The 24,345-nt window shown below is 57.1% G+C and carries 25 protein-coding genes; 12 read left to right on the top strand and 13 right to left on the bottom strand.

Annotation, left to right across the window (positions count from 1 at the left end):
- The first annotated feature begins 12 nt into the window (after positions 1-12).
- From rhaB to rhaM, 5 genes are all read left to right on the top strand, one after another.
- Positions 13-1,482, top strand: a complete 1,470-nt coding sequence (rhaB, locus tag IM303_RS20005) for a rhamnulokinase (protein WP_049000053.1) — start codon at positions 13-15, stop codon at positions 1,480-1,482.
- Positions 1,479-2,738, top strand: a complete 1,260-nt coding sequence (rhaA, locus tag IM303_RS20000; RefSeq protein ID WP_193360195.1) for an L-rhamnose isomerase — start codon at positions 1,479-1,481, stop codon at positions 2,736-2,738. The genes rhaB and rhaA overlap by 4 nt, the downstream gene beginning before the upstream one ends.
- Before the next feature lie 96 nt (positions 2,739-2,834).
- Positions 2,835-3,665, top strand: coding sequence for a rhamnulose-1-phosphate aldolase (gene rhaD / locus IM303_RS19995; RefSeq protein WP_193360194.1), 831 nt, complete (start codon positions 2,835-2,837; stop codon positions 3,663-3,665).
- Positions 3,666-3,695: 30 nt separating this feature from the next.
- The gene (gene fucO, locus IM303_RS19990; RefSeq protein WP_069733785.1) at positions 3,696-4,844 is read left to right on the top strand and encodes a lactaldehyde reductase; all 1,149 of its coding nucleotides are present in this window, start codon (positions 3,696-3,698) and stop codon (positions 4,842-4,844) included.
- On the top strand, positions 4,841-5,155 hold the full coding sequence (rhaM, locus tag IM303_RS19985; RefSeq protein ID WP_193360193.1) for an L-rhamnose mutarotase: 315 nt from the start codon (positions 4,841-4,843) through the stop codon (positions 5,153-5,155). The genes fucO and rhaM overlap by 4 nt, the downstream gene beginning before the upstream one ends.
- Before the next feature lie 38 nt (positions 5,156-5,193).
- On the opposite strand, the gene IM303_RS19980 is transcribed toward rhaM, so the two are convergent.
- The 5 genes from IM303_RS19980 to IM303_RS19960 all read right to left on the bottom strand — a co-directional run bounded on the left by IM303_RS19980 (position 5,194) and on the right by IM303_RS19960 (position 11,438).
- A complete protein-coding gene (locus IM303_RS19980) occupies positions 5,194-6,132 on the bottom strand; it encodes an Abi family protein (RefSeq protein WP_053087961.1) in 939 nt (312 codons plus the stop codon).
- Between the two features lie 200 nt (positions 6,133-6,332).
- Positions 6,333-7,604: an MFS transporter gene (locus IM303_RS19975; RefSeq protein ID WP_192972064.1), complete on the bottom strand. Its 1,272-nt coding sequence runs from the start codon at positions 7,602-7,604 to the stop codon at positions 6,333-6,335.
- Positions 7,605-7,648: 44 nt separating this feature from the next.
- Positions 7,649-9,772 carry an alpha-galactosidase gene (locus IM303_RS19970; protein ID WP_193360192.1) on the bottom strand — a complete coding sequence of 708 codons (2,124 nt, stop codon included), beginning with the start codon at positions 9,770-9,772 and terminating at the stop codon, positions 7,649-7,651.
- Between the two features lie 104 nt (positions 9,773-9,876).
- Complete coding sequence (locus IM303_RS19965; RefSeq protein WP_193360191.1) at positions 9,877-10,872, bottom strand: LacI family DNA-binding transcriptional regulator; 996 nt, start codon at positions 10,870-10,872, stop codon at positions 9,877-9,879.
- 17 nt (positions 10,873-10,889) lie between these two features.
- Positions 10,890-11,438: a helix-turn-helix domain-containing protein gene (locus IM303_RS19960; protein ID WP_003861973.1), complete on the bottom strand. Its 549-nt coding sequence runs from the start codon at positions 11,436-11,438 to the stop codon at positions 10,890-10,892.
- A 103-nt stretch (positions 11,439-11,541) separates the two neighbouring features.
- Between IM303_RS19960 and IM303_RS19955 the strand changes: the two genes are divergently transcribed.
- Together IM303_RS19955 and IM303_RS19950 are read left to right on the top strand one after the other, a co-directional pair.
- A complete protein-coding gene (locus tag IM303_RS19955) occupies positions 11,542-12,201 on the top strand; it encodes an AzlC family ABC transporter permease (protein WP_028014867.1) in 660 nt (219 codons plus the stop codon).
- Complete coding sequence (locus IM303_RS19950) at positions 12,201-12,524, top strand: AzlD domain-containing protein (protein ID WP_028014868.1); 324 nt, start codon at positions 12,201-12,203, stop codon at positions 12,522-12,524. The genes IM303_RS19955 and IM303_RS19950 overlap by 1 nt, the downstream gene beginning before the upstream one ends.
- Positions 12,525-12,564: 40 nt before the next feature.
- On the opposite strand, the gene IM303_RS19945 is transcribed toward IM303_RS19950, so the two are convergent.
- Together IM303_RS19945 and fdhD are read right to left on the bottom strand one after the other, a co-directional pair.
- Positions 12,565-12,777: a DUF1471 domain-containing protein gene (locus tag IM303_RS19945; protein ID WP_028014869.1), complete on the bottom strand. Its 213-nt coding sequence runs from the start codon at positions 12,775-12,777 to the stop codon at positions 12,565-12,567.
- A 114-nt stretch (positions 12,778-12,891) separates the two neighbouring features.
- A complete protein-coding gene (fdhD, locus tag IM303_RS19940; RefSeq protein WP_049000043.1) occupies positions 12,892-13,728 on the bottom strand; it encodes a formate dehydrogenase accessory sulfurtransferase FdhD in 837 nt (278 codons plus the stop codon).
- Positions 13,729-14,099: 371 nt separating this feature from the next.
- On the opposite strand from fdhD, the gene fdnG reads away from it, so the two are divergent.
- Genes fdnG through fdhE form a run of 4 tightly spaced genes read left to right on the top strand, consistent with a single transcriptional unit; the run spans position 14,100 to position 19,623 of the window.
- The gene (gene fdnG / locus IM303_RS19935) at positions 14,100-17,150 is read left to right on the top strand and encodes a formate dehydrogenase-N subunit alpha (protein ID WP_193360190.1); all 3,051 of its coding nucleotides are present in this window, start codon (positions 14,100-14,102) and stop codon (positions 17,148-17,150) included.
- A gap of 12 nt (positions 17,151-17,162) precedes the next feature.
- The gene (fdxH, locus tag IM303_RS19930) at positions 17,163-18,065 is read left to right on the top strand and encodes a formate dehydrogenase subunit beta (RefSeq protein WP_003861960.1); all 903 of its coding nucleotides are present in this window, start codon (positions 17,163-17,165) and stop codon (positions 18,063-18,065) included.
- A complete protein-coding gene (fdoI, locus tag IM303_RS19925) occupies positions 18,062-18,697 on the top strand; it encodes a formate dehydrogenase cytochrome b556 subunit (protein WP_015569914.1) in 636 nt (211 codons plus the stop codon). The genes fdxH and fdoI overlap by 4 nt, the downstream gene beginning before the upstream one ends.
- Entirely contained in the window at positions 18,694-19,623 is a 930-nt protein-coding gene (gene fdhE / locus IM303_RS19920) for a formate dehydrogenase accessory protein FdhE (RefSeq protein WP_028014872.1), read from the top strand. Before fdoI ends, fdhE begins: the two co-directional genes overlap by 4 nt.
- A 39-nt stretch (positions 19,624-19,662) precedes the next feature.
- On the opposite strand, the gene IM303_RS19915 is transcribed toward fdhE, so the two are convergent.
- Together IM303_RS19915 and IM303_RS19910 are read right to left on the bottom strand one after the other, a co-directional pair.
- Positions 19,663-20,034, bottom strand: coding sequence for a type II toxin-antitoxin system VapC family toxin (locus IM303_RS19915; protein WP_077266491.1), 372 nt, complete (start codon positions 20,032-20,034; stop codon positions 19,663-19,665).
- 2 nt (positions 20,035-20,036) lie between these two features.
- Positions 20,037-20,279 (bottom strand): ribbon-helix-helix domain-containing protein, encoded by a 243-nt coding sequence (locus IM303_RS19910; RefSeq protein ID WP_015569912.1) that lies wholly within the window; start codon positions 20,277-20,279, stop codon positions 20,037-20,039.
- A gap of 198 nt (positions 20,280-20,477) precedes the next feature.
- Here IM303_RS19910 and IM303_RS19905 point away from each other — a divergent pair, with 198 nt between their 5' ends.
- Complete coding sequence (locus IM303_RS19905) at positions 20,478-21,398, top strand: alpha/beta hydrolase (RefSeq protein ID WP_028014874.1); 921 nt, start codon at positions 20,478-20,480, stop codon at positions 21,396-21,398.
- Between the two features lie 8 nt (positions 21,399-21,406).
- Here IM303_RS19905 and fabY read toward each other — a convergent pair whose 3' ends face one another.
- Genes fabY through yihX form a run of 4 tightly spaced genes read right to left on the bottom strand, consistent with a single transcriptional unit; the run spans position 21,407 to position 24,301 of the window.
- Positions 21,407-22,348, bottom strand: coding sequence for a fatty acid biosynthesis protein FabY (fabY, locus tag IM303_RS19900; RefSeq protein WP_028014875.1), 942 nt, complete (start codon positions 22,346-22,348; stop codon positions 21,407-21,409).
- A gap of 44 nt (positions 22,349-22,392) precedes the next feature.
- Positions 22,393-22,830: a D-aminoacyl-tRNA deacylase gene (gene dtd / locus IM303_RS19895; RefSeq protein WP_008501836.1), complete on the bottom strand. Its 438-nt coding sequence runs from the start codon at positions 22,828-22,830 to the stop codon at positions 22,393-22,395.
- Positions 22,827-23,708, bottom strand: coding sequence for a virulence factor BrkB family protein (locus tag IM303_RS19890; protein WP_045260235.1), 882 nt, complete (start codon positions 23,706-23,708; stop codon positions 22,827-22,829). Before IM303_RS19890 ends, dtd begins: the two co-directional genes overlap by 4 nt.
- A complete protein-coding gene (gene yihX, locus IM303_RS19885) occupies positions 23,702-24,301 on the bottom strand; it encodes a glucose-1-phosphatase (RefSeq protein WP_045260234.1) in 600 nt (199 codons plus the stop codon). Before yihX ends, IM303_RS19890 begins: the two co-directional genes overlap by 7 nt.
- Positions 24,302-24,345: the final 44 nt, after the last annotated feature.

The raw sequence follows: 24,345 nt of genomic DNA, 5'->3' as shown, positions 1-24,345 counted from the left end.
AAGGACCCGACCATGAATTTTCGCCATTGTGTGGCTGTCGATTTAGGCGCATCCAGCGGCCGTGTAATGCTCGCCACCTGGGACTGTGACCAGCACACCCTTACGCTTCGCGAAATGCACCGTTTCGCCAATTGTCTGCAAAAACAGGACGGTTTTGTGACCTGGGATATCGATGCGCTGGAAGCGGAGATCCGCACCGGACTTCACAACGTCTGCGAAGACGGTATCCGCATCGACAGTATCGGCATTGATACCTGGGGCGTGGATTACGTGCTGCTGGACAGTCACGGCGAACGCGTTGGCCTACCCGTCTCCTACCGCGACAGCCGCACCGATGGGCTGATGGCGCACGCCATCGCGCAGCTTGGCAAAGAGAATATCTATGGTCGCAGCGGCATTCAGTTTCTGCCGTTTAACACGCTCTACCAGCTGCGCGCGCTGGTGGAGCAACAGCCAGAACTGGTTGAAAAGGTGGCGCATGCGCTGCTGATCCCGGATTACTTAAGCTATCGTCTGACCGGCAACATGAACTGGGAATACACCAACGCCACCACCACGCAGCTGGTCAATATCAACACCGATAACTGGGATGAACACCTGCTGGCATGGACGGGCGCCTCGCCGTCCTGGTTCGGCGCGCCAACCCATCCAGGCAATGTCATCGGCCAGTGGATTTGCCCGCAGGGGAATGAAATTCCCGTTGTCGCCGTCGCCAGTCACGACACCGCAAGCGCGGTCATTGCCTCGCCGCTCGCCAGCAAAGACGCGGCCTATCTCTCCTCCGGTACCTGGTCGCTGATGGGTTTTGAGAGCAAAACGCCTTACACCAGCGACGCCGCGCTGGCCGCCAATATCACCAACGAAGGCGGTGCCGAAGGACGCTACCGCGTGCTGAAGAACATCATGGGCCTGTGGCTGCTCCAGCGGGTGCTGAAAGAGCAGAACGTCACCGACCTGCCCACGCTTATCGCGGAAACCGAAAAGCTGAAGGCCTGCACCTTCCTGATTAACCCGAACGACGACCGCTTTATTAACCCGGTGCACATGAGCGCTGAGATCCAGGCCGCCTGTTTTGACGCGGGGCAGCCGGTACCTTCCCGCCCCGCCGAGCTTTCGCGCTGTATTTTTGACAGCCTCGCCCTGCTCTATGCCGACATCCTGAGCGAGCTGGCGAGCCTTCGCGGTAAACCGTTCAGCCAGCTGCACATCGTGGGCGGCGGCTGCCAGAACCAGCTGCTGAACCAGCTCTGCGCCGATGCCTGCGGCATTACCGTGGTGGCAGGTCCCGTAGAGGCTTCCACGCTCGGCAACATTGGCATTCAGTTGATGACGCTGGACGAACTATCAAACGTCGACGATTTCCGTTCGGTGGTGACGGCGAATAACAGCCTGACCACCTTCACCCCCAATCCCTGCCATGACATTGCCCGCTACCGGGCGCAGTTTCAGCAAAAACGACTGACTAAGGAGCTTTGCGCATGACCACTCAACTTGAACAAGCCTGGGACCTGGCTAAACAGCGTTTCGCCGCCGTCGGCGTGGATGTCGAAGAGGCGCTGCGCCAGCTCGACCGTCTGCCCGTCTCCATGCACTGCTGGCAGGGTGATGACGTCGCCGGTTTCGAGAATCCGGGCGGTTCCCTGACGGGTGGCATTCAGGCAACGGGTAACTACCCGGGCAAAGCGCGCAACGCCACCGAACTGCGTGCGGATCTGGAGCTGGCGCTGAGCCTCATCCCAGGTCCAAAACGCCTGAACCTGCACGCGATTTATCTCGAATCGGACTCGCCGGTCGCGCGTAACGAAATCAAACCGGAACACTTTAAGAACTGGGTGGAGTGGGCAAAGGCCAACCGGCTGGGACTGGATTTTAACCCGTCCTGCTTCTCGCACCCGCTGAGCGCGGACGGGTTTACCCTTGCACACGCCAACGACGAAATCCGGCAGTTCTGGATCGACCACGTGAAGGCCAGCCGCCGCGTCTCGGCGTTTTTCGGCGAACAGCTTGGCACGCCTTCGGTGATGAATATCTGGATCCCGGACGGCATGAAGGACATCACCGTAGACCGTCTGGCGCCACGCCAGCGCCTGCTGGCCGCGCTGGATGAAGCCATCAGCGAGAAGCTGGACCCGGCGCACCACATCGACGCCGTCGAGAGCAAGCTGTTCGGCATTGGCGCAGAGAGCTACACCGTGGGCTCAAACGAGTTCTACATGGGCTACGCCACCAGCCGCCAGACCGCGCTGTGCCTGGATGCTGGCCACTTCCACCCAACGGAAGTCATCTCCGACAAAATTTCCGCCGCCATGCTCTACGTGCCGCGCCTGCTACTGCACGTCAGCCGTCCGGTGCGCTGGGACAGCGACCACGTGGTCCTGCTGGACGACGAAACCCAGGCGATTGCCAGCGAGATCGTCCGTCACGATCTGTTTGACCGCGTGCACATCGGCCTCGACTTCTTTGACGCCTCCATCAACCGCATCGCGGCGTGGGTAATCGGCACCCGCAACATGAAGAAAGCGCTGCTGCGCGCCCTGCTGGAGCCGACTGCTGCGCTGAAACAGCTTGAAGAAAACGGCGACTACACCGCGCGTCTGGCGCTGCTGGAGGAGCAAAAATCCCTGCCGTGGCAGGCGGTATGGGAGATGTACTGCCAGCGTCACGATGCGCCTGCGGGCAGCCAGTGGCTGGACAACGTGCGGGCGTATGAAAAAGACGTGCTCGCCGCTCGTCAGTAAAAAATATCGCCCGGCGGCGCGTTGCTTGCCGGGCCTACAGGTAAAAGCAGGCCGGGTAAGCGTAACGCCACCCGGCATTTTCAAAGGAAACACTGTATGCAGACCATCACCACCTCCTGGTTCGTCCAGGGCATGATCAAAGCCACCTCCGACGCCTGGCTGAAGGGCTGGGACGAGCGCAACGGCGGCAACCTCACGCTGCGCCTGGACGATGCGGACATCGAGCCGTACGCCGCCGATTTTCACCAGAAGCCACGCTATATTGCCCTGAGCCAGCCGATGCCGCTGCTCGCCAACACGCCGTTTATCGTTACCGGTTCCGGCAAGTTCTTCCGCAACGTTCAGCTGGACCCGGAAGCCAACCTCGGCGTGGTGAAGGTGGACAGCGACGGCGCGGGCTACCACATTCTGTGGGGGCTAACGGACGACGCGGTGCCGACCTCTGAGCTGCCAGCGCACTTCCTCTCCCACTGCGAACGCATCAAGGCGACTGACGGCAAAGACCGCGTGATCATGCACTGCCACGCCACTAACCTGATCGCCCTGACCTACGTGCTGGAAAATAATTCTGATTTCTTTACCCGCAAGCTGTGGGAAGGCAGTACCGAGTGCCTGGTGGTCTTCCCGGACGGTGTCGGTATTCTGCCGTGGATGGTGCCGGGTACGGACGAGATCGGCCAGGCGACCGCGACGGATATGCAAAAGCACGCCCTGGTGCTGTGGCCGTTCCACGGCGTCTTCGGCAGCGGCCCGACGCTGGATGAAACCTTCGGCCTGATCGACACCGCCGAGAAATCCGCGGAGGTGCTGGTGAAGGTCTACTCCATGGGCGGCATGAAGCAGACCATCACCCGGGAAGAGCTGATCGCGCTGGGCAAACGTTTTGGCGTTACCCCGATGCAGTCGGCCCTGGATTTATACGCGTAACGCCACAGGCGATAGTTAAGGAGAATTATCATGAGCTTTATGTTGGCACTTCCCAAAATTAGCCTGCATGGCGCGGGTGCAATCGGCGATATGGTCAACCTGGTAGCGACCAGGCAGTGGGGCAAAGCGCTGGTTGTCACCGACGGCCAACTGGTGAAACTGGGCCTGCTCGACAGCCTGTTTACCGCGCTGGACGCCCATCAAATGTCATATCAACTGTTCGATGAGGTGTTTCCGAACCCGACGGAAGCGCTGGTGCAAAAAGGATTTGCGGCTTACCGGGACGCGGAGTGTGATTACATCATCGCCTTTGGCGGCGGCAGCCCGATTGATACCGCCAAGGCGATTAAAATCCTCACCGCTAATCCAGGCCCGTCTACCGATTACTCCGGCGTCGGCAAGGTGAAAAACGCGGGCGTGCCGCTGGTGGCCATCAACACTACCGCAGGCACCGCGGCAGAGATGACCAGCAACGCGGTGATCATCGACTCCGCGCGTCAGGTGAAAGAGGTGATTATCGACCCGAACATCATCCCGGATATTGCCGTGGACGATGCCAGCGTGATGCTTGATATTCCGGCCTCCGTGACCGCCGCAACCGGTATGGATGCGTTAACGCACGCCATTGAAGCCTATGTGTCCGTTGGCGCGCACCCGCTGACCGATGCCAACGCGCTGGAAGCGATTCGCCTGATTAACCTCTGGCTGCCGAAAGCGGTCGACGACGGTCATAACCTGGAAGCGCGCGAGCAGATGGCGTTTGGTCAGTACCTGGCAGGTATGGCGTTTAACAGCGCCGGGCTGGGGCTGGTACATGCTCTGGCGCACCAGCCGGGCGCAACGCACAACCTGCCGCATGGCGTGTGCAACGCCATCCTGCTGCCGATCATCGAAAACTTTAACCGCCCGAACGCGGTCGCGCGTTTTGCCCGCGTGGCGCAGGCGATGGGCGTCGATACCCGCGGGATGAGCGATGAAGCCGCAAGCATGTCCGCCATTCAGGCGATTCGCGACCTGAGCGCCCGCGTCGGCATTCCGTCCGGCTTCAGCCAGCTCGGCGTCACCAAAGCCGATATCGAAGGCTGGCTGGATAAAGCCCTCGCCGATCCGTGCGCGCCGTGCAACCCACGCACCGCCAGCCGCGACGAGGTCCGCGAGCTGTACCTGGAGGCATTATGATCCGCAAAGCGTTTGTGATGCAGGTAAACCCGGACGCGCACGAGGAGTACGCGCGTCGCCACAATCCGATCTGGCCCGAGCTTGCAGCGGTGCTGAAAGCCCACGGCGCACACCACTACGCCATTTATCTCGACAGAGAACGCAACCTGCTGTTTGCGACGGTGGAGATTGAGTCGGAGGAGCGCTGGAACGCGGTGGCGAATACCGACGTGTGCCAGCGCTGGTGGAAATATATGGCTGACGTCATGCCGTCGAACCCAGATAACAGCCCGGTGAGTTCGGAACTGAAAGAGGTGTTTTACTTAGCGTAACGGCAAAGCAGGTGATGCAACGCACGCGTCACCTGCTTTTAGCGCAAGGTTCTCAATCCATAAACTACCGTATCATGCTCCCAGATGATGGTTTCGTTCCTCTCTTTCGCATCGTGACAGTACTGTTCAATAACGGCAATCTGCTCGGGCGATAACGCACAAAACGGTTTCGTATAACGATAGATATTGAGCTCGTCTAGTGAGCAAACGCGTCTGGCATTCTCAAACAGCCCTACCTTTTTCATCACCTTAAGCAGATTAATATCAAGAGCTTCGATGATAAGTTCAATTTTGTTTATCTTGACTCTTATCGTATCAATCGCCGTTCTTGCGTCATTCACGTTTGGCGCTTTAACCCAGATAGGTTCGTGATGGGAAATACGGTTGCGATACTCTCTCAGTTCAAAGATGAGATCGATCAGCGTTTTTCTGACTTTTTGCGGGTTCGTGTTGATTCTGGCGTAATTTTTAAAGACTTTACTCAATGATTTTGGCCATAAATACCCGTGGTTATCTCGCGGCGCGGGAGCGTTAAACTCATTATTCAAAACATAATGCCAGGTACTAAAATCCGTTGAGGCAATAATACGATCGTGACTCCATTCCGGGACCGGTTGCACCTGAGCATAAGCTCCTCGCCTGCGTCTCATCTCTTTTTTGCGCCATTCCCGGGTAAGGCACTCTTGAGCCTTTTCGATGTTTTTATAGAAATGACACTCATCCCGGTCTTTTGTGCAGTGAATCGTTTCCCACCACATATCGCCAAATCTCACCCTGGCTTCTCTGTCGACGGCGTTTCTTAAAGAGATCTCAAGGTTTTGGAGGAGAGGATAAATGGACGCTGCTGCATGCTGAGACCAGATGTATATGCCGTATAATTCGCATTCATTATTCGGACGAAACGTTGTGCGATATCCGTCCAGACGTATTGATGAGATCAATGAAATAATCGGTTTATAATTAGTAGCTTGCGGCATTTATTCGTGCTCCCAGAACGATGTGCCGAAGCATACCATAGACCTGTAGATACAGTTGACGGTGGATCCTTCAACCGTTAGAATTTGGTCCTGAAAGCCTGTACTGTCTACTTCCCCTTTTTATAGGTTCTGGTTGCGTACACCATAGGCAAAGCGATTTATGAAACCCACCTCTGGTGGGTTTCGTCGTTTTACAGCGCCTATGCCTGGTTCGCCTCCACCGTGTTACTTCGTGCAGCAATCTCCCGCCTGCTGCTCAGCGTAAACGCCGATACCACCGTAATCGCCAGCACGAAACAGCCCAGCATCAGATACGTCTCCTGAAAGCCGATCCGGTCATACATATTCCCGGCAAAGGCGGAGAGGAAAATCGCTGCCGACTGTTTGGCAAACTGAAAACCAATCAGGTAGATGGTGGCCGACAGGCGCGTATCAAACACTCCGGTAATGTATTTGAATGCCCCCACCAGCAGGAACGGGACTTCCAGGGCGTGCAACATCTTGAGGGCGATGACCTCCACGGCGGTGGTGGCAAACGACGAGCCGATAATGCGCGTCGCCATAATCACCCCGGCGATCAGCAGCGTGTTCTTCGCGCCGATGCGGTTAATGATCCACGGCGAGCAGAACATGATGATGGCGTTACAAATCTCCCCCGCCGTGGTGGCAAAACCAAAGGCGCGGGTCCCTTCCTGCGGCGTGGCGAAGAAGGTTTTAAAGAAGGTGGCAAACTGCTGGTCGAAAACGTCATACACGCAGGCCACGCCAATCACGTACAGGATGAACATCCACATTCTGCGCTGGCGGAACAGGTTGAACACGGTTTTAGCGGTGATCTGCGGCTGGTTCGCGCCCAGGGCGTTCATCACCTGCGCCGTCTGGTTGGGCTTCGGTTTCGCGACCACCAGCAACAGCATCAGCAAAAGCGCCGCCGCCGATCCCATCCAGAAAACATACGACGGATCGATGCCGAACAGGATGCCGCCCGTTGAGGCGCACAGCCCCCAGCCGAGGCAGCCAAACATGCGCGCCTTACCATATTCAAAGAGGCTGTTGCGGCTCACGCGTTCAATGTAGGCCTCAATGGCCCCGGATCCGGCTGAAAAAACAAAGCCGATATACAGCCCGCCGCTCAGCGCGCCCAGCCAGATATTGGTTTTCAACAGTGGCGCGAAGACGTACAGGAAAAACGGCGCGAACAGAAACAGCAGCACCGAGATGATCCACAGTAGGTGTTTTTTCAGCCCCAGCTTGTCCGAAATGACGCCCAGCACCGGCTGGAACGCGATGGCCGACAGCGAGATGCAGGAGAAGACAATCCCGGTATGGGTTTTATTCAGGCCAATGATGTCCGACAGCCAAATCGGCAGGAACGGAAAGCAGGTGGCCATGATGAAGAAGTAGAGAAAGAAGAACAGCCCGAAGATCCAGAAATTGGGGTTGTCTTTGTGGGTACAGGTTGTTGTGTTCATTATTTTTATCCTCAACGGAGGGCCGGTTGCCCGGCCCGTCACCTTTACACGCGTTCTACGCCAATCAGAATGGCGGTTTCCGGATCCAGAATCGGCAGCGCAATACCCGCCCGCATCAGCCATTCGCCGCTTGCCGTTTGCGGGGCTTCCATCCACGCTGGCAGCTTGCGCATGGTGTGTCCGCCCTCGCCCGTGATCTGAATGTTCGGGTGATCCTGCAGCGTGATGCGGTACTGTGCGCTGGCGTCTAGCCCCGGCATGCGCAGCGGCATCATCAGGGTGTAATCCGGCATCGCGAGCTGGCTGACCATAAACAGCCCCTGCGCTTTGTCTTCACTCACTATACCCTGCGCCAGCGTGGTGGCATCCGGCATGTCCACGCGCCATTGGGTACCGCGATGAATCACCTCACGCCACCGCTTATACAGTGCGGCATAATGGCGATAGCCCTCACGCTCCTGCGCATCGACGGTGAGCGGATCCAGCTCCAGCCCCATATGCCCAAACAGCGCCGTCAGCCCACGGAAAGCGATGCTGTGCTGGCGGAAGGTGGCGTGACATTTATGATGACCGATATGCGCCCCCATCACCTCCGGCGGGAAGAAATAGCTCATGCCGCGCTGGATCGTGTTGCGCTCCAGCGCGTCGTTGTTGTCGGAAGCCCAGAAGCGGTGGCTGCGGGTCAGCACTTCATAATCGATTCGCCCCCCGCCGGAGGAGCAGGATTCAAATTCAATGTGCGGAAAACGCTCGCCCAGCACGTCCAGCAGGCGGTAAAACTGGCGAGTCTGCGCGTCGGCGGCGGCTTTACCGTTGTGCCCGGGCTGCACCAGTTCGCGGTTCATGTCCCATTTCACGTAATCAACCGCATGCTCGCCCAGCAGCCAGCTCATGCGCTCCACCAGGTAATCAAAGGCCTGCGGGATGTTGAGATTGAGCACCAGCTGGTGCCGCCCGGTCGCCTGGGGATAGCCCGGCAGCGCCAGCACCCAGTCAGGATGCGCGCGATACAGATCGGAATCCGGGTTAATCATCTCCGGCTCGATCCAGATGCCAAACTCCATGCCGAGCCGTTTAACGTGACTGATTACCGGCGTCAGGCCGTTCGGGTATTTTTTCTCATCCAGGTACCAGTCGCCCAGCGCGGCATGGTCGTCGTTGCGGCCTTTGAACCAGCCGTCGTCAATGATAAAGCGCTCCACGCCCAGCGCGGCGGCCTCGTCGGCCATGCGCATGATGTACTCCGGATCGTGGCTGAAGTAGATCCCCTCCCAGGTATTGAGGTGTAACGGGCGCGGTTTGTTTTCCGGGAAGCGGATGATGCTGTCGCGCAGATAGCGGTGGTACTGCTGGCTCATGCCGTTCAGCCCGTGCGGGGAATAACTGGCATACAGGCGCGGCGTCCAGAGCGTTTCGCCCTCTTCAATCGCCATTTCACCCGGCAGGTAGAGCGCTTCGGCCTGTATATAACGGCGACCATCGGTTTTCGCTTCGGCGCGCAGGCGGTGGTTGCCGCTCCAGCCCAGATGCACGCCCCAGACGTCGCCCTGCATTTCGCTGAACGATGGCGTACCGGCGATCAGCGCCGGGAAATGTTCGTGGGACGTTTTACCCCGACGGTTTTCAATGATAAAGCTGTCGTGTTCAAGCGTGACGCGGTGCGGCTGAAATTCTCTGATCCAGCGTCCGTGAAAGGCCATTACCTCCCGCGCGCGCTCGGCCACCGGCAGCGTGACGGCGAATCGGTCCACCTGCCACGCCAGCGCTTTCAGGTTGGTTAACCCATGGCGCACCACCAGCACGCCGCTAGCCTCCAGCGTCAGCTCGCTGGTCAGACGCAGCCCCGCGCATTCATCTTCGGCGGTTATCGTCAGGGTGTTTACGTCCTGCTGCACCTGCGTGGTTTTAAACACCGGGGAACCGTCCAGCCCCTGGCGATGCCCCTCAATACCGGGCGAGCCAAACAGCCCGTGCCCCAGCTCGGCCATCAGCGTCACCGGGGAGTCCACATCCAGCCTGCCGTTTGCCACCGGCCGCGCCAGCGTAGCGACATTCTGCGGCGAAAAGTGCTGAAGGTGCGGCCCCCAGTAGAGAATTTCGGCGAACGGTTGGGTTTTTATCACCACGTCAACCGTGGTGCTTTCGAGTCGTAAAATGGCATCTTGCATCAGACATCTCCTGTCGTCGGGATGCCTTGAGTGTTGATCCGAAACGTTTCGGATACAAACCAAAACGTTTCGGATCTGTGATCGGGTTTGGAAATTTACGCGGTTTAGGCCGTCTGGCCCGGGAAGAATTCGGGCTGCCAGAGCACCTGGAGCCGTTCGACGTCGTCGCCGTTAATCAGCTGGCGCACCATATCGGCAATCTGTTTCCCGACGCCCTGACGAGTGGACTGGATCACTGCCGCCACGTCAGCATCAACGATGCTGTCCTGCGGAAGTCCGTCATAAACCACCAGCGCAACGGCGTTCTCGCCTGTCAGGCGGCCCAGTTCCGCCAGCGCCATCGCCGCGCCGTCGCCGTGGGTGTTGCAGTCGGTAATGATGGCCGTGGGGGGCTGCGGCAGGGAGAGAAGTTCTTTCGTGGTGGCATACCCCACGCGGCGCGAAGGGGGCATAGCGCGCAGCCATTCGCTGGAGAGCCCGGCTTCCCGCAGCGCGTCCAGGTAGCCCTGTCGCCGCTGGGTGATAAATGCCTGATTATTGCTTTCGCCCAGCAGGGCGATGCGCTGATGGCCTTTCTCAATCAGCCAGCGGGTGGCCTGGTGCGTGCCAGCATAGTTGTCGAAGTCGAACCACGCGTACGGCTGCGGCAGCTGACTGCGGCCAAGCGCCAGAAAAGGGAATCCGACGGCCTGCAGCTGTTCAAGTCGCGGATCGTGATCCAGCGTGTGGGCCACAATCAGCGCATCCACGCGGCGGCTTTGCACCATGCGCATATAGCTGTGCTTATCCGCCAGATCATCGTCGGCGATGAGCAGCAGGTCGATCTCATGTCGCGCCAGTTCGTGGCTAATTTCGCCGACCATGTCCATAAAAACGCTGTTATTGAGCGGAACAGGATGCACGGGAAAAACGAGGCCGACGGCATCAATTTTGCCCATCTTCAGGCGGCGCGCAAACGTATTAGGTCGGTAACCACGGCGCTGGGCCTCCGCCTCCACGCGGGCGCGCGTCTCAGCAGAAACATCGTCATACCCGTTGAGGGCGCGGCTGACGGTAGTGACGGACAGCCCCAGTTCTTTAGCAATGGCTTTGAGCGACATGATTTTCCGTATCTTCGTTAATTTTGTTCCGCCACCAGAAGGGCGTGGGTGTCTGGCTCCAGCGCCTTAAAGATATGCGGCTGGTCGGCAGGGTAGCAAATGTAATCGCCCGGGCCGAGTTCTTCCGCCGCGTCGATCAGGCCGACCATCGCCCGCCCCTGGGTCACGATAATATGCTCAACCGACCCCGGCGGATGCGGCTGGGAAATACGGTCTGCGCCCGGCTGCGTCAGCAGCAGATAGATATCACGACGCGCGCCCGGCGGACACGCCGCCAGCAAAATCGCCTCGTAGTTTGCCTGCCCGGCAACCACCTTGGTGCCCTCGCCGCGGCGGATCACCTGCGTGACGGGCTGCTGCGGCTCCAGTAACCGGGCAAACGGGATATCCAGCGCCACGCAAAGCGACCAGAGCGTTTCCAGGCTAGGATTGCCGTTGCCAGACTCCAGCTGAGAAAGCGTAGATTTGGCGATCCCGGCACGGCGGGCAATTTCCGCCAGTGACAGCCCGGTTCGCAGGCGTTCCCGCACCAGACTTTTGGCGATCACGCTGATTGGCTGCGTCATAAAAACGGCCTCTGTCTCTCTATAACGAACGATTCGTTCATCTTGTAAAACGATTTTGATGCGTTCATTATAATGGAAATGCGTTCGATATGGCTAAAATGATATGAAGAATCCCCTCTCTTGCCTGAAAGGCGACACGATAAAAGCGATAATTTTGGTCTGCCTCGCGGTAGGCGTGGTCGGCATGTCTTACGGCTCCCTGGCGATGGCCTACGGTTTTCCGCTGTGGGTGCCGTTTGTGCTTTCCCTCACGGTGCTGGCGGGCGCATCCGAGTTTATGTTTATCGGCATTGTGGCAAGCGGAGGTAACCCGCTGGCGGCAGCGGCCGCCGGTTTGCTGGTCAACGCGCGCCATGTGCCGTTTGGCGTGACGGTGCGTGAACTGGTGGGCAAACGGGGTTTGAGCTATCTCGGCTGTCACATCATGAACGATGAAAGCGTGGTGTTTGGCCTGTCGCAAAAAACGCCCGAGCAGCGTAAAGCGGCCTACTGGCTGTGCGGTTTAGGCGTGGCGATTATCTGGCCGGTGGGGGCGCTGCTGGGTGCCATGGTCGGTAAACTGCTGCCGGACCCGGAGACCATCGGGCTGGACGCGGTGTTTCCGGCGATCCTGCTGGCGTTAGTGGTTCCCGCGTTTAAAAACCGTACCACGCTGATCCGCGCCTGCAGCGGTGCCGCGCTATCACTGGCTGCCGTGCCGTTTGCCCCGGTGGGTTTACCGGTTCTGCTTTCGTTACTCGGTCTCGCTGCGAGGAAAAAATAATGGGAAATATGACGTTTTTTATTCTCGGCATCGCCATTCTTTCTGCCGGAACCTACCTGATGCGTCTCGGCGGGGCAAAGCTGGGCAACCGGCTGGCGCTTTCTGAACGATCGCAGGCGCTGCTTTCCGATGCGGCTACCGTTTTGCTGTTCTCCGTCGCGCTGGCGACCACGTTTTATGAAGGGGAACATTTTGCGGGCATGGCGCGCGTGCTGGGCGTGGGGTTCGCGGTGTTCCTGGCATGGCGAAAAATGCCGTTAATTGTGGTGATCGTCGCGGCGGCGGTGGTGACGGCGCTGCTGCGTCTGGCGGGTATAAACTAAAAAAGCGCCCCAGGGGCGCTCTTTCGACGGTATGGCGAAATTATTTGTTCAGTTCAGCGGTCATGTGTACGCGGTTACCGGTGAACGCCTGGGTAATTTTGTAGGATGACGCGCCCGCTTCCTGAGCCTGAGCCGCGATTTTCGCTTCTGCGCTATCAATGGTGGAAGCAGAGGCGGTCACTGTCTGTGCAGCGAAAGAACCGAAAGAAGTAGCCAGAGCGATTACAGCGACAAAAGTTTTGATGCTTTTCATGATATAAACCCTTTCATTAAGTTGTTTAGGTAAGGCACCGTGCCTTGATGAGATAAATACTAGCCCTCATCCTGAACAACTAAAAGCGGAAGGATTTGCTATTATCGTTCAAAATTACTGATCAACCATTAACCGCTGCGGATGGGTATAAATTGTCGCCCTGCCCGGCTTGCAGAACCCCACCAGCGTCAGATTGCAGCGCTCCGCCACCTCCACCGCCAGCGTGGTTGCCGCCGACACCGCAAACAGAATTTCCACGCCGCACATCGCGGACTTCTGCACCATCTCATAGCTGGCGCGGCTGGAAACAAGCGCCGCGCCCTGCTGCCAGAGATCGCTCTCCCCCGCACGACGGCCTAATAGCTTGTCGAGCGCGACGTGGCGGCCCACGTCCTCATGCCCTCCAGCAATATCTCCTGACGGCAATACCCACGCCGCCGCGTGCGTGCAGCCGCTCAGTTGGCCGATGGGCTGAACATCGTTGAGATTTTCCAGCGCACGGTCGAGATGCGCCAGATTGAAGGTCTGGGTAAACGGCAGTGGCGCAACGGGCTTGCCAATATCATTAAGCTGCTCAACACCACAGACACCGCACCCGGTACGCCCGGCCAGCGCGCGGCGGCGCTCTTTCAGCCCCATAAAGCGGCGGCTGGAGAGTTCGATTTGCACTTCAAGACCGTTACACGCCTGAACCACGTCCATGCCGTAGATCTCCTGCGGGTGCGAAATGATGCCTTCTGAGAGGGAAAAACCGATGGCGAAAAGTTCGAGATCTTTGGGTGAGGCCATCATCACCACGTGCGAAATACCGTTGTAAACGAGGGCAACGGGCACTTCTTCAGCCAGAAAATCGGGTGTGGCATGGGTAATGTGGGGCGGTCTGCGTACCGACATTTCCACAATGCCCGCAGGCAGTGGCGATAAGCGGGTAGCACGGTTTTGTTTAGACACAGCGGTATTCCTGAACAACCACGGAAGTAAGCCTGCTATTGCAGCATAAACCGCAGGCCTTACGCATAGTATGGATCAACTTTTCGACACTCATTGTCCTACTCATTAAGAAGAGGTGCAACCCGACCCCCGCTACACCCCTTTAACATGCAGAGCTTATAGTGTGATCAGTGTCACACTTTATAATCAACACAGTGATAATACGTTCACTTTGTATTAACGCCGTTGGAACAGGTATACCGACATTGTGGTATTCTGATGATATCCCTCGGAGAAATGAGGGATTAACGCAAATTTTTCTCCTTTGCGGTCAATTCTCAACCGCGAAGTTAAAACTACATATATAAGCAATGTCGAACAAGGAGTGACCCATGCAGGTCAGCAGAAGGCAGTTCTTTAAGATCTGCGCTGGCGGTATGGCAGGCACCACGGCGGCGGCACTGGGCTTTGCGCCCGGCGTAGCGCTGGCGGAAACGCGGCAGTACAAACTGCTGCGCACCCGCGAAACCCGTAACACCTGTACGTACTGCTCCGTCGGCTGTGGGCTGTTGATGTATAGCCTCGGCGACGGTGCGAAAAACGCCAAAGCGTCTATTTTCCATATCGAAGGCGACCCGGACCATCCGGTCAACCGCGGCGCGCTGTGCCCGAAAGGGGCCGGTCTGGTGGACTTTATCCACTCCGAAAGCCGTCTGAAATTCCCGGAATATCGCGCGCCTGGCTCCGATAAATGGCAGCAAATCAGCTGGGAAGAGGCGTTTGACCGCATCGCAAAACATATTAAAGAAGACCGCGATGCCAACTTTATTGAGAAGAACGCCGACGGCGTCACGGTCAACCGCTGGCTCTCCACCGGGATGCTGTGTGCTTCTGCCTCCAGCAACGAAACCGGCTATTTAACCCAGAAATTCACGCGCGCACTCGGTATGCTCGCGGTCGACAACCAGGCGCGTGTCTGACACGGACCAACGGTAGCAAGTCTTGCTCCAACATTTGGTCGCGGTGCGATGACCAACCACTGGGTCGACATCAAGAACGCCAACCTCATTGTGGTGATGGGCGGTAACGCCGCTGAAGCGCACCCGGTCGGGTTCCGCTGGGCGATGGAAGCCAAAATCCACAACGGTGCGAAACTGATTGTGATCGATCCCCGCTTCACGCGTACTGCGTCAGTGGCGGATTTCTACACCCCTATTCGTTCAGGTACTGACATTACTTTCCTGTCAGGCGTACTGCTGTACCTGATGACCCACGAAAAATACAACCGCGAATACACCGAAGCCTATACCAACGCCAGCCTGATCGTGCGTGAGGATTACCACTTCGAAGATGGCCTGTTTAGCGGTTACGACGCTGAAAAACGCAAGTACGACAAAACCAGCTGGAACTACGAGCTGGATGAGAAAGGCTTTGCGAAGCGCGACACCACTCTTCAACACCCGCGCTGCGTATGGAACCTGCTGAAAGAGCACGTTTCCCGCTACACGCCGGACGTTGTTGAGAACATCTGCGGCACGCCGAAGGCGGACTTCCTGAAGGTCTGCGAGCTGATCGCGGAGACCAGCGCGAAGGACAAAACCGCGTCGTTCCTGTATGCACTCGGCTGGACGCAGCACTCCATCGGCGCGCAGAACATCCGTACGATGGCAATGGTGCAGCTGCTGCTCGGCAACATGGGGATGGCAGGCGGCGGCGTGAATGCCCTGCGCGGTCACTCTAACATCCAGGGTTTGACCGACCTCGGCCTGCTGTCTCAGAGCCTGACGGGTTACATGAACCTGCCAAGCGAGAAACAGACTGACCTGCAGACCTACCTGACGGCCAGCACGCCAAAACCGCTGCTCGAAGGCCAGGTGAACTACTGGGGCAACTATCCGAAGTTCTTCGTCTCGCTGATGAAAGCCTTCTACGGCGACAAAGCGACGGCGGAAAACAGCTGGGGCTTTGACTGGCTGCCGAAGTGGGACAAAGGTTACGACGTTCTCCAGTACTTCGAAATGATGCACCAGGGCCAGGTCAACGGCTATATCTGCCAGGGCTTTAACCCGGTGGCGTCGTTCCCGAACAAGAATAAAGTTGTTGAATCCCTCTCGAAGCTGAAGTTCCTGGTGACGATTGACCCGCTCAACACCGAGACCTCGACCTTCTGGCAGAACCACGGCGAATCAAACGACGTCGATCCGTCGAAGATTCAGACCGAAGTGTTCCGCCTGCCGTCCACCTGCTTCGCGGAAGAGAACGGTTCTATCGTCAACTCCGGCCGCTGGCTGCAGTGGCACTGGAAAGGCGCGGACGCCCCGGGCATCGCCATGAACGACGGCGAGATCCTGGCCGGTATCTTCTTACGCCTGCGTAAGATGTATGCGGCAGAAGGCGGCGCGAACCCTGAGCCGGTGCTGAACATGACCTGGAACTACTCGACGCCGGAAAATCCTGCGCCGGAAGAAGTGGCTATGGAGAGCAACGGTAAGGCGCTGGCGGACGTTATCGACCCGGCCACCGGCGCGGTTCTGGCGAAGAAAGGCGACCAGCTCAGCACCTTCGCCCACCTGCGCGATGACGGTACCACCTCCAGCGGCTGCTGGATCTTTGCCGGTAGCTGGACGCCGAAAGGCAACCAGATGGCCAACCGCGACAACGCCGACCCGTCGGGCCTCGGCAATACGCTGGGCTGGGCATGGGCATGGCCGCTGAACCGCCGCATCCTCTATAACCGTGCCTCCGCTGACCCGCAGGGTAACCCGTGGGATCCGAAGCGTCAGCTTCTGAAGTGGGACGGCGCGAAATGGGGCGGCGTGGATATTCCGGACTACAGCACTGCCGCACCAGGCAGCGACGTTGGGCCGTTTATCATGCAGCCTGAAGGGATGGGCCGTCTGTTTGCTATCGATAAGATGGCGGAAGGGCCGTTCCCGGAACACTACGAGCCGTTTGAGACGCCGCTGGGCACCAACCCGCTGCACCCGAACGTGGTCTCTAACCCGGCAGCGCGTATCTTCAAGGGCGACTTTGAAGCGCTGGGTAAAAAAGACAAGTTCCCGTACGTGGGCACCACTTACCGTCTGACCGAACACTTCCACTACTGGACCAAGCACGCGCTGCTTAACGCCATCGCGCAGCCGGAACAGTTTGTGGAGATCGGCGAGAAGCTGGCGAACAAGCTCGGCATTGCCCATGGCGATACCGTGAAGGTCTCCTCTAACCGCGGCTACATCAAGGCCAAGGCGGTGGTGACCAAGCGTATTCGCACGCTGAACGTTCACGGTCAGCAGGTGGATACCATTGGCATCCCAATTCACTGGGGTTATGAGGGCGTGGCGAAGAAAGGGTTCATTGCGAACACCCTGACGCCGTTCGTCGGTGATGCGAACACGCAGACGCCGGAGTTTAAGGCCTTCCTCGTGAACGTGGAAAAGGTGTAACGGAGACGACTTATGGCTTATCAATCTCAAGACATTATCCGTCGTTCCGCGACTAACGGTTTCACGCCCGCGCCTCAGGCGCGGGACCACCAGCAGGAAGTGGCGAAGCTGATCGACGTGACCACCTGTATCGGCTGTAAAGCCTGTCAGGTGGCCTGCTCTGAGTGGAACGACATCCGTGACGAAGTGGGTCACAACGTCGGGGTGTACGACAACCCGGCAGACCTGACCGCCAAGTCCTGGACGGTAATGCGTTTCTCGGAAGTGGAGCAGAACGACAAACTGGAATGGCTTATCCGCAAAGACGGCTGTATGCACTGCGCGGATCCGGGCTGCCTGAAGGCGTGTCCGTCAGAAGGGGCTATCATTCAGTATGCCAACGGCATCGTCGACTTCCAGTCCGAGCAGTGCATTGGCTGCGGCTACTGCATCGCGGGCTGTCCGTTCGACGTGCCGCGCATGAACCCGGAAGACAACCGCGTCTACAAATGTACCCTGTGCGTTGACCGCGTTAACGTGGGCCAAGAGCCTGCATGCGTGAAGACCTGCCCAACCGGCGCTATCCACTTTGGCTCCAAAGAGGATATGAAAACGCTGGCGGCAGAGCGCGTGGGCGAGTTGAAAACCCGTGGTTATGACAACGCGGGCCTGTACGATCCGGCCGGGGTTGGCGGTACGCACGTGATGTACGTGCTGCACCACGCCGACAAGCCGAACCTGTATCACGGCCTGCCGGAGAACCCGGAAATCAGCGCCACCGTGAAGTTCTGGAAAGGCATCTGGAAACCGCTGGCCGCGGTGGGCTTTGCTGCCACCTTCGCAGCGAGCATCTTCCACTACGTCGGCGTCGGTCCGAACCGTGCGGAAGAGGAAGACGACAACCTGCATGAAGAGAAAGACGAGGTGCGCAAATGAGAAAACGTGACACCATCGTGCGCTACACCGCGCCGGAACGCATCAACCACTGGGTCACCGCCTTCTGCTTCATGCTGGCGGCGATAAGCGGGCTGGGGTTCTTCTTCCCCTCCTTCAACTGGCTGATGCAGATCCTGGGCACGCCGCAGCTGGCGCGCATCCTTCACCCGTTCGTGGGTGTGGTGATGTTTGCCTCGTTTATCATCATGTTTTTCCGCTACTGGCACCATAACCTAATCAATCGGGATGATATCTTTTGGGCGAAGAATATTCGTAAGATCGTCGTCAACGAGGAAGTGGGTGATACCGGGCGTTATAACTTCGGCCAGAAATGCGTATTCTGGGCGGCGATTATCTTCCTGGTCCTGTTGCTGGTGAGCGGCGTGATCATCTGGCGTCCGTACTTTGCGCCTGCTTTCTCAATCCCGGTGATCCGATTTGCGCTAATGCTGCATTCATTTGCCGCAGTGGCGTTAATTGTGGTTATCATGGTGCATATTTACGCCGCCCTCTGGGTGAAAGGCACCATTACCGCGATGGTGGAAGGATGGGTAACCAAAACGTGGGCGAAGAAACATCACCCGCGCTGGTACCGTGAAGTCCGCCAGAAACAGGAAAAGTCATCTGAATGAGTATTCGCATAATCCCGCAAGATGAGCTGGGGTCGAGCGAGAAACGTACGGCGGAGTATATTCCGCCGTTGTTATTCCCCAGACTCAAGAACCTCTACAACCGCCGCGCAGAGCGTCTGCGCGAGCTGGCAGAGAACAACCCGCTGGGCGATTTTCTGCGTTTTGCCGCGCTGGTCGCCCATGCGCAGGAGGTGGTGCTGTACGATCACCCGCTGCAAATGGACCTGACCGCGCGCATCAAAGAAGCTAACGAGCAGGGCAAGCCGCCGCTGGATATTCACGTCCTGCCGCGCGACAAGCACTGGCATAAGCTGCTGCATTCGCTGATTGCCGAGCTGAAGCCGGAGATGAGCGGCACGGCGCTGGCTGTCATTGAGAACCTGGAAAAAGCCTCTGACCTGGAGCTGGAAGAGATGGCGAGCGCGCTGTTTGCCTCCGACTTCTCGCTGGTCAGCAGCGATAAAGCGCCGTTTATCTGGGCCGCGCTGTCGCTCTACTGGGCGCAAATGGCGAGCCTGATCCCGGGCAAAGCCCGCGCCGAATACGGCGAAGCGCGCCAGTTCTGCCCGGTGTGCGGCTCAATGCCGGTCTCCAGCATGGTGCAGATTGGGACCACGCAGGGGCTGCGCTACCTGCACTGCAACCTGTGTGAAACCGAGTGGCACGTGGTGCGCGTGAAGTGCAGCAACTGCGAGCAGACTCGCGATCTCAACTACTGGTCGCTGGAAAATGAAGACGCGGCGGTGAAAGCCGAAAGCTGCGGCGACTGCGGAACCTACCTGAAGATCCTGTATCAGGAAAAAGACCCGAAAGTCGAAGCGGTGGCGGACGATCTCGCCTCGCTGATTCTGGATGCGAAGATGGAGCAAGAGGGCTTTGCCCGTAGCTCGATCAACCCGTTCCTGTTCCCGGGTGAAGGGGAGTAATCTCCTGTGAGAGTGCCGGGCGGCGCGAGCTTGCCCGGCCTACACCTGGTAAGGCGTAAGGACCTCGTCAATACCCGCAAAATCTTTCGTGTTGCGAGAAATCAACGGACATTTTCTGCTCTGCGCTGTAGCCAGGATGATAGCATCAGGCAGTTTCATTCCATGCTTCTCACGTAGTAAAACGCTTCTTTCCGCGATATCCCGAGACACATCAATAATTTCAAAAGCGCCCATCACGGCTGCCGTTTTCGCTTCATGACCATGCCTGCGAGCGCCCACCATCACTTCCATCCAGGTAATTAAGCTGATGGCACGATGCGACGCGGTATGCTCAATCGCATCCGCAGCTTCAACACGGTTGTTGAAGAGATCAATGAGAATATTGGTATCAAACACTGCCATGTGCTCCATGATTACCACTCCTCACGCAGCTTGCGTTCATACTCAAGCCCGTCCTCTTTTCTGTCTCCCCACAGACCAAGCGCATTTCGGATAACAGAAGAACTCTGCTGGTCGAGATACAGCTCAATCGCTTCGCGAAGCAGTTCAGCACGTGGTTGATTTCGCAATTGCTTGAGGTTATCCAAACGTTGAATCACGTCATCAGACAAATCGATAAGTATTCTGCCCATATCAAGTTCCGCCAAAACGCTCATATATCACCTTAGTATATCATCTTTGGTTAATTTTCAGGCAAAATACTCTTTATCAATTTAGGGTGAAAGGACGTTTTTTAGGGAATGATCGATTTTGCGAGCCGCTTTCCACAATATGCACCTCTCAACATTTCTCTGTTTTCATCTGCTGTAAACCAGGCTATAAACTGTATAAACACACAGTAAAAGGACGTAACCATGGCTCTGGAGAAGGGTATTGATAAGCTGGTACAGGAGTTTATTGCCGCAGGACGACCTTCCTCGCGAAAGCAGAGTATTGATGACCGGAGAAGCGGATATGTCGCCAGCACAGCGCTGGCCGGGGAAAAAGAAACTCGTGTCCAGGTTGAAACGCTTGTTCTTGAGGATTTGACCTTTCGGGTATTTTCGCCTGTCAATGCCCCTGAAACGTTACCTTGTGCCCTCTACTATCATGGCGGTTGTTTTGTCAGCGGTGGGTTTGAAACCCATGATAATCAGCTTCGCCAACTGGCGTTTTACGGTAACTGTCGGGTCATTGCGGTTCAGTACAGACTCGCACCCGAGCATACCTTCCCCGCTGCGCATGACGATGCAGAGAGAGCGGCAGATCTTGTCTGGCAAAATGCAGAACAATTAGGTGTGGATAAAAACCGGATTACACTTTGTGGAGACAGCGCGGGAGGCCATCTTGCGCTGGTAACATCATTGCGGCTTAAGGCCAAAGGTCTCTGGGATCCCGCACAACTCATTCTTATCTACCCCATGCTCGACGCTACGGCCAGTTTTGAAAGCTATACCCTCAATGGCATGGATTACGTGATTACTCGCGATACCCTTTTGAGCGGCTATGAAATGTATCTGGCTGGAGCCGACCGTCAGCATCCTGAAGTCAGCCCGCTGTGGCGCAACGACTTTAGCGGTCTGCCAAAGGTCCACATTGTTACCGCTGAGTATGATCCGTTACGCGACGAAGGCGAGGCGCTTTGTCAGCGCCTCACGGAGCAAGGCGTGAAGTGTACCGCTCAACGATGGCGGGGTGTAATACACGGCTTCTTTCAGTTGAGTGGAATTAGCCAGTCAGCGCGAGACGTTATGCGAGATATTGCCTGGCGCATTAACCATGCCGGACGAGAGTGAGAAGGAGACTACTCCTCCTCGTTCCCGCCCTCTTCATAAGCGCCATACGGCTTCGCAGGAAGAACGATATAGGTGCCTTCAAACACCGCGCCCGGCGTTTCATCGCCGAACAGCTCAACCTGCATCTGCACGCGCGCTTTGCGGCCACGTGCCAGACGATCAAGATCGCCGCCCAGCGCGCCAAGGTCCGCCACCGCGCTCGGCTTGCCGCTGATCGGCGCACTGTAGCGAATGTGGGCATCGGCCAGAATAATGGTGCCGCCAAGATGCCGCTCGCGCAGCATTAGCCAGATCAGCCCCCAGCCGGTGAGCGTCGCCAGGGAAAACAGGCTGCCGGCAAACAGGGTGTGGTGAGGGTTCTGATTGCCGGTTTCCGGCATGGTGGTAATGAATTTTTGCCCGGTGTACTGCTGAATGCGCACGCCCATCTTTTCACTCAGAGGGATGTGTTCATACCAGGCCTGCTGCAGCTGCCCGCACCAGTCCGCGCGATGAAGAATATCGTCCAGCGTGGCGATGGGTTTGATCATCAAAAAGTGGCGAATCGGCGTGGTTTGCGGGGCGGTGATTTCACCCTGGTTAACAAAACCGAGTTTGGCAAAAAACTCCACGGCATCTTCCCGGGCGCTACAGGTGACGCGCTTAACGCCTTCCTGACGGGCGACGGACTCCAGCGTCATCGCCATTAGCGTCCCCAGCCCTTTATCCTGCACGGAAGGGTGAACCGCCATAAAACGAATCGACGCTTCGTTATCAGCGTTGATATACAGTCGCCCGACGGCGACGAGGTTGCCCTCTTCGTCCATCACCATCTGATGATGGGCCATCGCATCCCAGGCGTCGCGTTCAGATCCTTTTGGCTGATGCAGTGGCTTGCGCAGCATTTCCCAGCGGAACTGGTAATACGCTTCTAACTCTTCTTCCGTTTGCGGTACTCGAAGGTGATACATAGCTGTACTCTCTCTTGTTACCCGCGGCCACGCCGCCAGTTGGCTCATACCTGGAGCCAGAATGTGACGGGGCCATCGTTCACCAGCGAGACCTGCATATCTGCAGCGAATCGTCCGGTTTGCGTATTCATTTCCTGTTGGCGACAACGCTCAACAAAGTATTCGTAAAGTGCTTCTGCACGATCCGGCGCGGCGCCTTTAGAGAAACTTGGGCGCATGCCGCGCTCGGTATCCGCTGCCAGCGTAAACTGGGAAACCACCAGCACGCTGCCGCCCGCCTGCTGGACGTTCAGATTCATCTTGCCTTCCGCATCGCTGAATATGCGGTAGCCCAGCACGCGCTCGCATAAGCGGTTCGCTTTTTGTTCGTCATCATCCTTTTCGACACCTAACAACACCAAAAGTCCTGGGCCAATTTCACCCGTCACCTCTCCCTCCACGGTGACGCTGGCACGGGTTACGCGCTGTATCAATGCAATCATGGTTGGTCTGCTTCTAATTGTTTTTCAGCTTCTGCTGCTTTTTTAAGTTCGCGGTATACGCCGAGAGTGACAGTTATTTCGGCACCAAGCAAGACGATACACCAGGTCCAGTAAACCCAGACAAATAAAATGGGGATCACCGCCAGCACGCCGTAAATCAGCTGATAAGACGGGAACATGGTGATGTAAAGGGCAAACCCTTTTTTACCCAGTTCAAAAAGCACTGCCGCCACCAGCGCCCCAACTACCGCATCGCGGTTAGGCACGCGCGTGGTCGGTACAACGCTATAGAGCAGCCAGAACGAGAGCCAGGACAGGATCAGCGGAAAAATACGCAGCACGTTATCAATCACGCTGTTTAAATCACTCGCCCAGCGCAAGGAGAGAAGATACGAACTGATTGCCAGACTCGCCCCAGCCAGCAACGGCCCCAGCGTTAAAATCATCCAGTAGACGGCAAAGGAATAGACCTTAGGACGGATTTTTTTGCTTCGCCAGATGGTGTTAAGCGCGCTGTCGATAGAGTACATCAGCAGCAGCGCGGTAACGATAAGGCCGCACGCCCCCACCGCCGTCATTTTGCTGGAGTTGGCAACAAACTGCTCGATGTAGTTCTGGATAACATCCCCGGTGGCCGGGATGAAGTTCGCGAAGACGAAATGGCGAAGCTGCAGGCTAACGTCCGCGAACATCGGGAATGCGGAAAAGAGCGCAAAGATCACCGCCACCAGCGGCACTAATGAGAGCAACGACACGTAGGCGAGGTTACCCGCCAGCGTGGTCATGTTGTCCTCATCAATGCGGTGCCAGAGCAACTTCAGCCAGGCCCTCAGCGGGCGAGTATGATGCGTGGCTTTTTGATGAACGGTTTTTAGCATAACTGCTTCGCAAAGTAGTTCGGTATCGTCTCTTTTCCGGTCACCAGAATTGACGTGATACCCAACTGGTTAGCTCCCTCTATATTATCGGCGTTGTCATCGAAAAAGACCGCATCGGCCGCGGTGAATCCCTCTGCCTGCAAAACAGCCTGATAAATTCGCGCTTCAGGCTTACGCATACCCATCTCTTGCGAAAGATAGATCTTATCTGCCGCCGCCTTAACTTCGGGGTATTCCTCTGGCCAGAAGGTCGTGTGCAGACGGTTGGTGTTAGACAGCACGACCACCCGGTGCCCCTGCTCGCGCAATTTGTGCATAATGTCGATCACTTCCGGACGGATCGCGACGAATACCGCCTGCCAGCCGTGAGAAAATTGTTCATAGCTTAACGAAAGCCCCATCTCCTGGCAGAAGCGTTCAGCAAACTCTTCATCGCTAATCTCGCCGCGTTCATGCTGATGGAAGGTCTCACCCATCGCGAAATCCTGCTTTAACGTCGCCAGCGGCACACGGCTAAAGTCGCTCCAGGCACCCAGCACCCGGTTAAAATCGATATCGACGATTACGTTTCCTAAGTCAAAGATATAAAGCATGTTTATCTCCTTTCGCCGTGGAGAGATAACTGTAGCGGGAATCA

This window comes from Enterobacter cloacae complex sp. P38RS (genome assembly GCF_014930775.1).
Taxonomy (GTDB): Bacteria; Pseudomonadota; Gammaproteobacteria; order Enterobacterales; family Enterobacteriaceae; genus Enterobacter; species Enterobacter bugandensis.
This window is presented reverse-complemented; position numbering and strand designations above follow the sequence as displayed.

What these genes read in the sequence shown, in the direction of transcription:
- rhaM (WP_193360193.1), top strand. Translation starts at nt 4,841, where the DNA reads ATGATCCGCAAAGCGTTTGTGATGCAGGTAAACCCGGACGCGCACGAG.
- fabY (WP_028014875.1), bottom strand. Translation starts at nt 22,348, where the DNA reads ATGTATCACCTTCGAGTACCGCAAACGGAAGAAGAGTTAGAAGCGTAT.
- fucO (WP_069733785.1), top strand. Translation starts at nt 3,696, where the DNA reads ATGAGCTTTATGTTGGCACTTCCCAAAATTAGCCTGCATGGCGCGGGT.
- dtd (WP_008501836.1), bottom strand. Translation starts at nt 22,830, where the DNA reads ATGATTGCATTGATACAGCGCGTAACCCGTGCCAGCGTCACCGTGGAG.
- IM303_RS19945 (WP_028014869.1), bottom strand. Translation starts at nt 12,777, where the DNA reads ATGAAAAGCATCAAAACTTTTGTCGCTGTAATCGCTCTGGCTACTTCT.
- IM303_RS19890 (WP_045260235.1), bottom strand. Translation starts at nt 23,708, where the DNA reads ATGCTAAAAACCGTTCATCAAAAAGCCACGCATCATACTCGCCCGCTG.
- fdhE (WP_028014872.1), top strand. Translation starts at nt 18,694, where the DNA reads ATGAGTATTCGCATAATCCCGCAAGATGAGCTGGGGTCGAGCGAGAAA.
- rhaB (WP_049000053.1), top strand. Translation starts at nt 13, where the DNA reads ATGAATTTTCGCCATTGTGTGGCTGTCGATTTAGGCGCATCCAGCGGC.
- IM303_RS19915 (WP_077266491.1), bottom strand. Translation starts at nt 20,034, where the DNA reads ATGGAGCACATGGCAGTGTTTGATACCAATATTCTCATTGATCTCTTC.
- IM303_RS19965 (WP_193360191.1), bottom strand. Translation starts at nt 10,872, where the DNA reads ATGTCGCTCAAAGCCATTGCTAAAGAACTGGGGCTGTCCGTCACTACC.
- IM303_RS19970 (WP_193360192.1), bottom strand. Translation starts at nt 9,772, where the DNA reads ATGCAAGATGCCATTTTACGACTCGAAAGCACCACGGTTGACGTGGTG.
- fdoI (WP_015569914.1), top strand. Translation starts at nt 18,062, where the DNA reads ATGAGAAAACGTGACACCATCGTGCGCTACACCGCGCCGGAACGCATC.
- rhaD (WP_193360194.1), top strand. Translation starts at nt 2,835, where the DNA reads ATGCAGACCATCACCACCTCCTGGTTCGTCCAGGGCATGATCAAAGCC.
- IM303_RS19975 (WP_192972064.1), bottom strand. Translation starts at nt 7,604, where the DNA reads ATGAACACAACAACCTGTACCCACAAAGACAACCCCAATTTCTGGATC.
- fdxH (WP_003861960.1), top strand. Translation starts at nt 17,163, where the DNA reads ATGGCTTATCAATCTCAAGACATTATCCGTCGTTCCGCGACTAACGGT.
- IM303_RS19980 (WP_053087961.1), bottom strand. Translation starts at nt 6,132, where the DNA reads ATGCCGCAAGCTACTAATTATAAACCGATTATTTCATTGATCTCATCA.
- IM303_RS19950 (WP_028014868.1), top strand. Translation starts at nt 12,201, where the DNA reads ATGGGAAATATGACGTTTTTTATTCTCGGCATCGCCATTCTTTCTGCC.
- IM303_RS19905 (WP_028014874.1), top strand. Translation starts at nt 20,478, where the DNA reads ATGGCTCTGGAGAAGGGTATTGATAAGCTGGTACAGGAGTTTATTGCC.
- IM303_RS19960 (WP_003861973.1), bottom strand. Translation starts at nt 11,438, where the DNA reads ATGACGCAGCCAATCAGCGTGATCGCCAAAAGTCTGGTGCGGGAACGC.
- yihX (WP_045260234.1), bottom strand. Translation starts at nt 24,301, where the DNA reads ATGCTTTATATCTTTGACTTAGGAAACGTAATCGTCGATATCGATTTT.
- IM303_RS19910 (WP_015569912.1), bottom strand. Translation starts at nt 20,279, where the DNA reads ATGAGCGTTTTGGCGGAACTTGATATGGGCAGAATACTTATCGATTTG.
- rhaA (WP_193360195.1), top strand. Translation starts at nt 1,479, where the DNA reads ATGACCACTCAACTTGAACAAGCCTGGGACCTGGCTAAACAGCGTTTC.
- IM303_RS19955 (WP_028014867.1), top strand. Translation starts at nt 11,542, where the DNA reads ATGAAGAATCCCCTCTCTTGCCTGAAAGGCGACACGATAAAAGCGATA.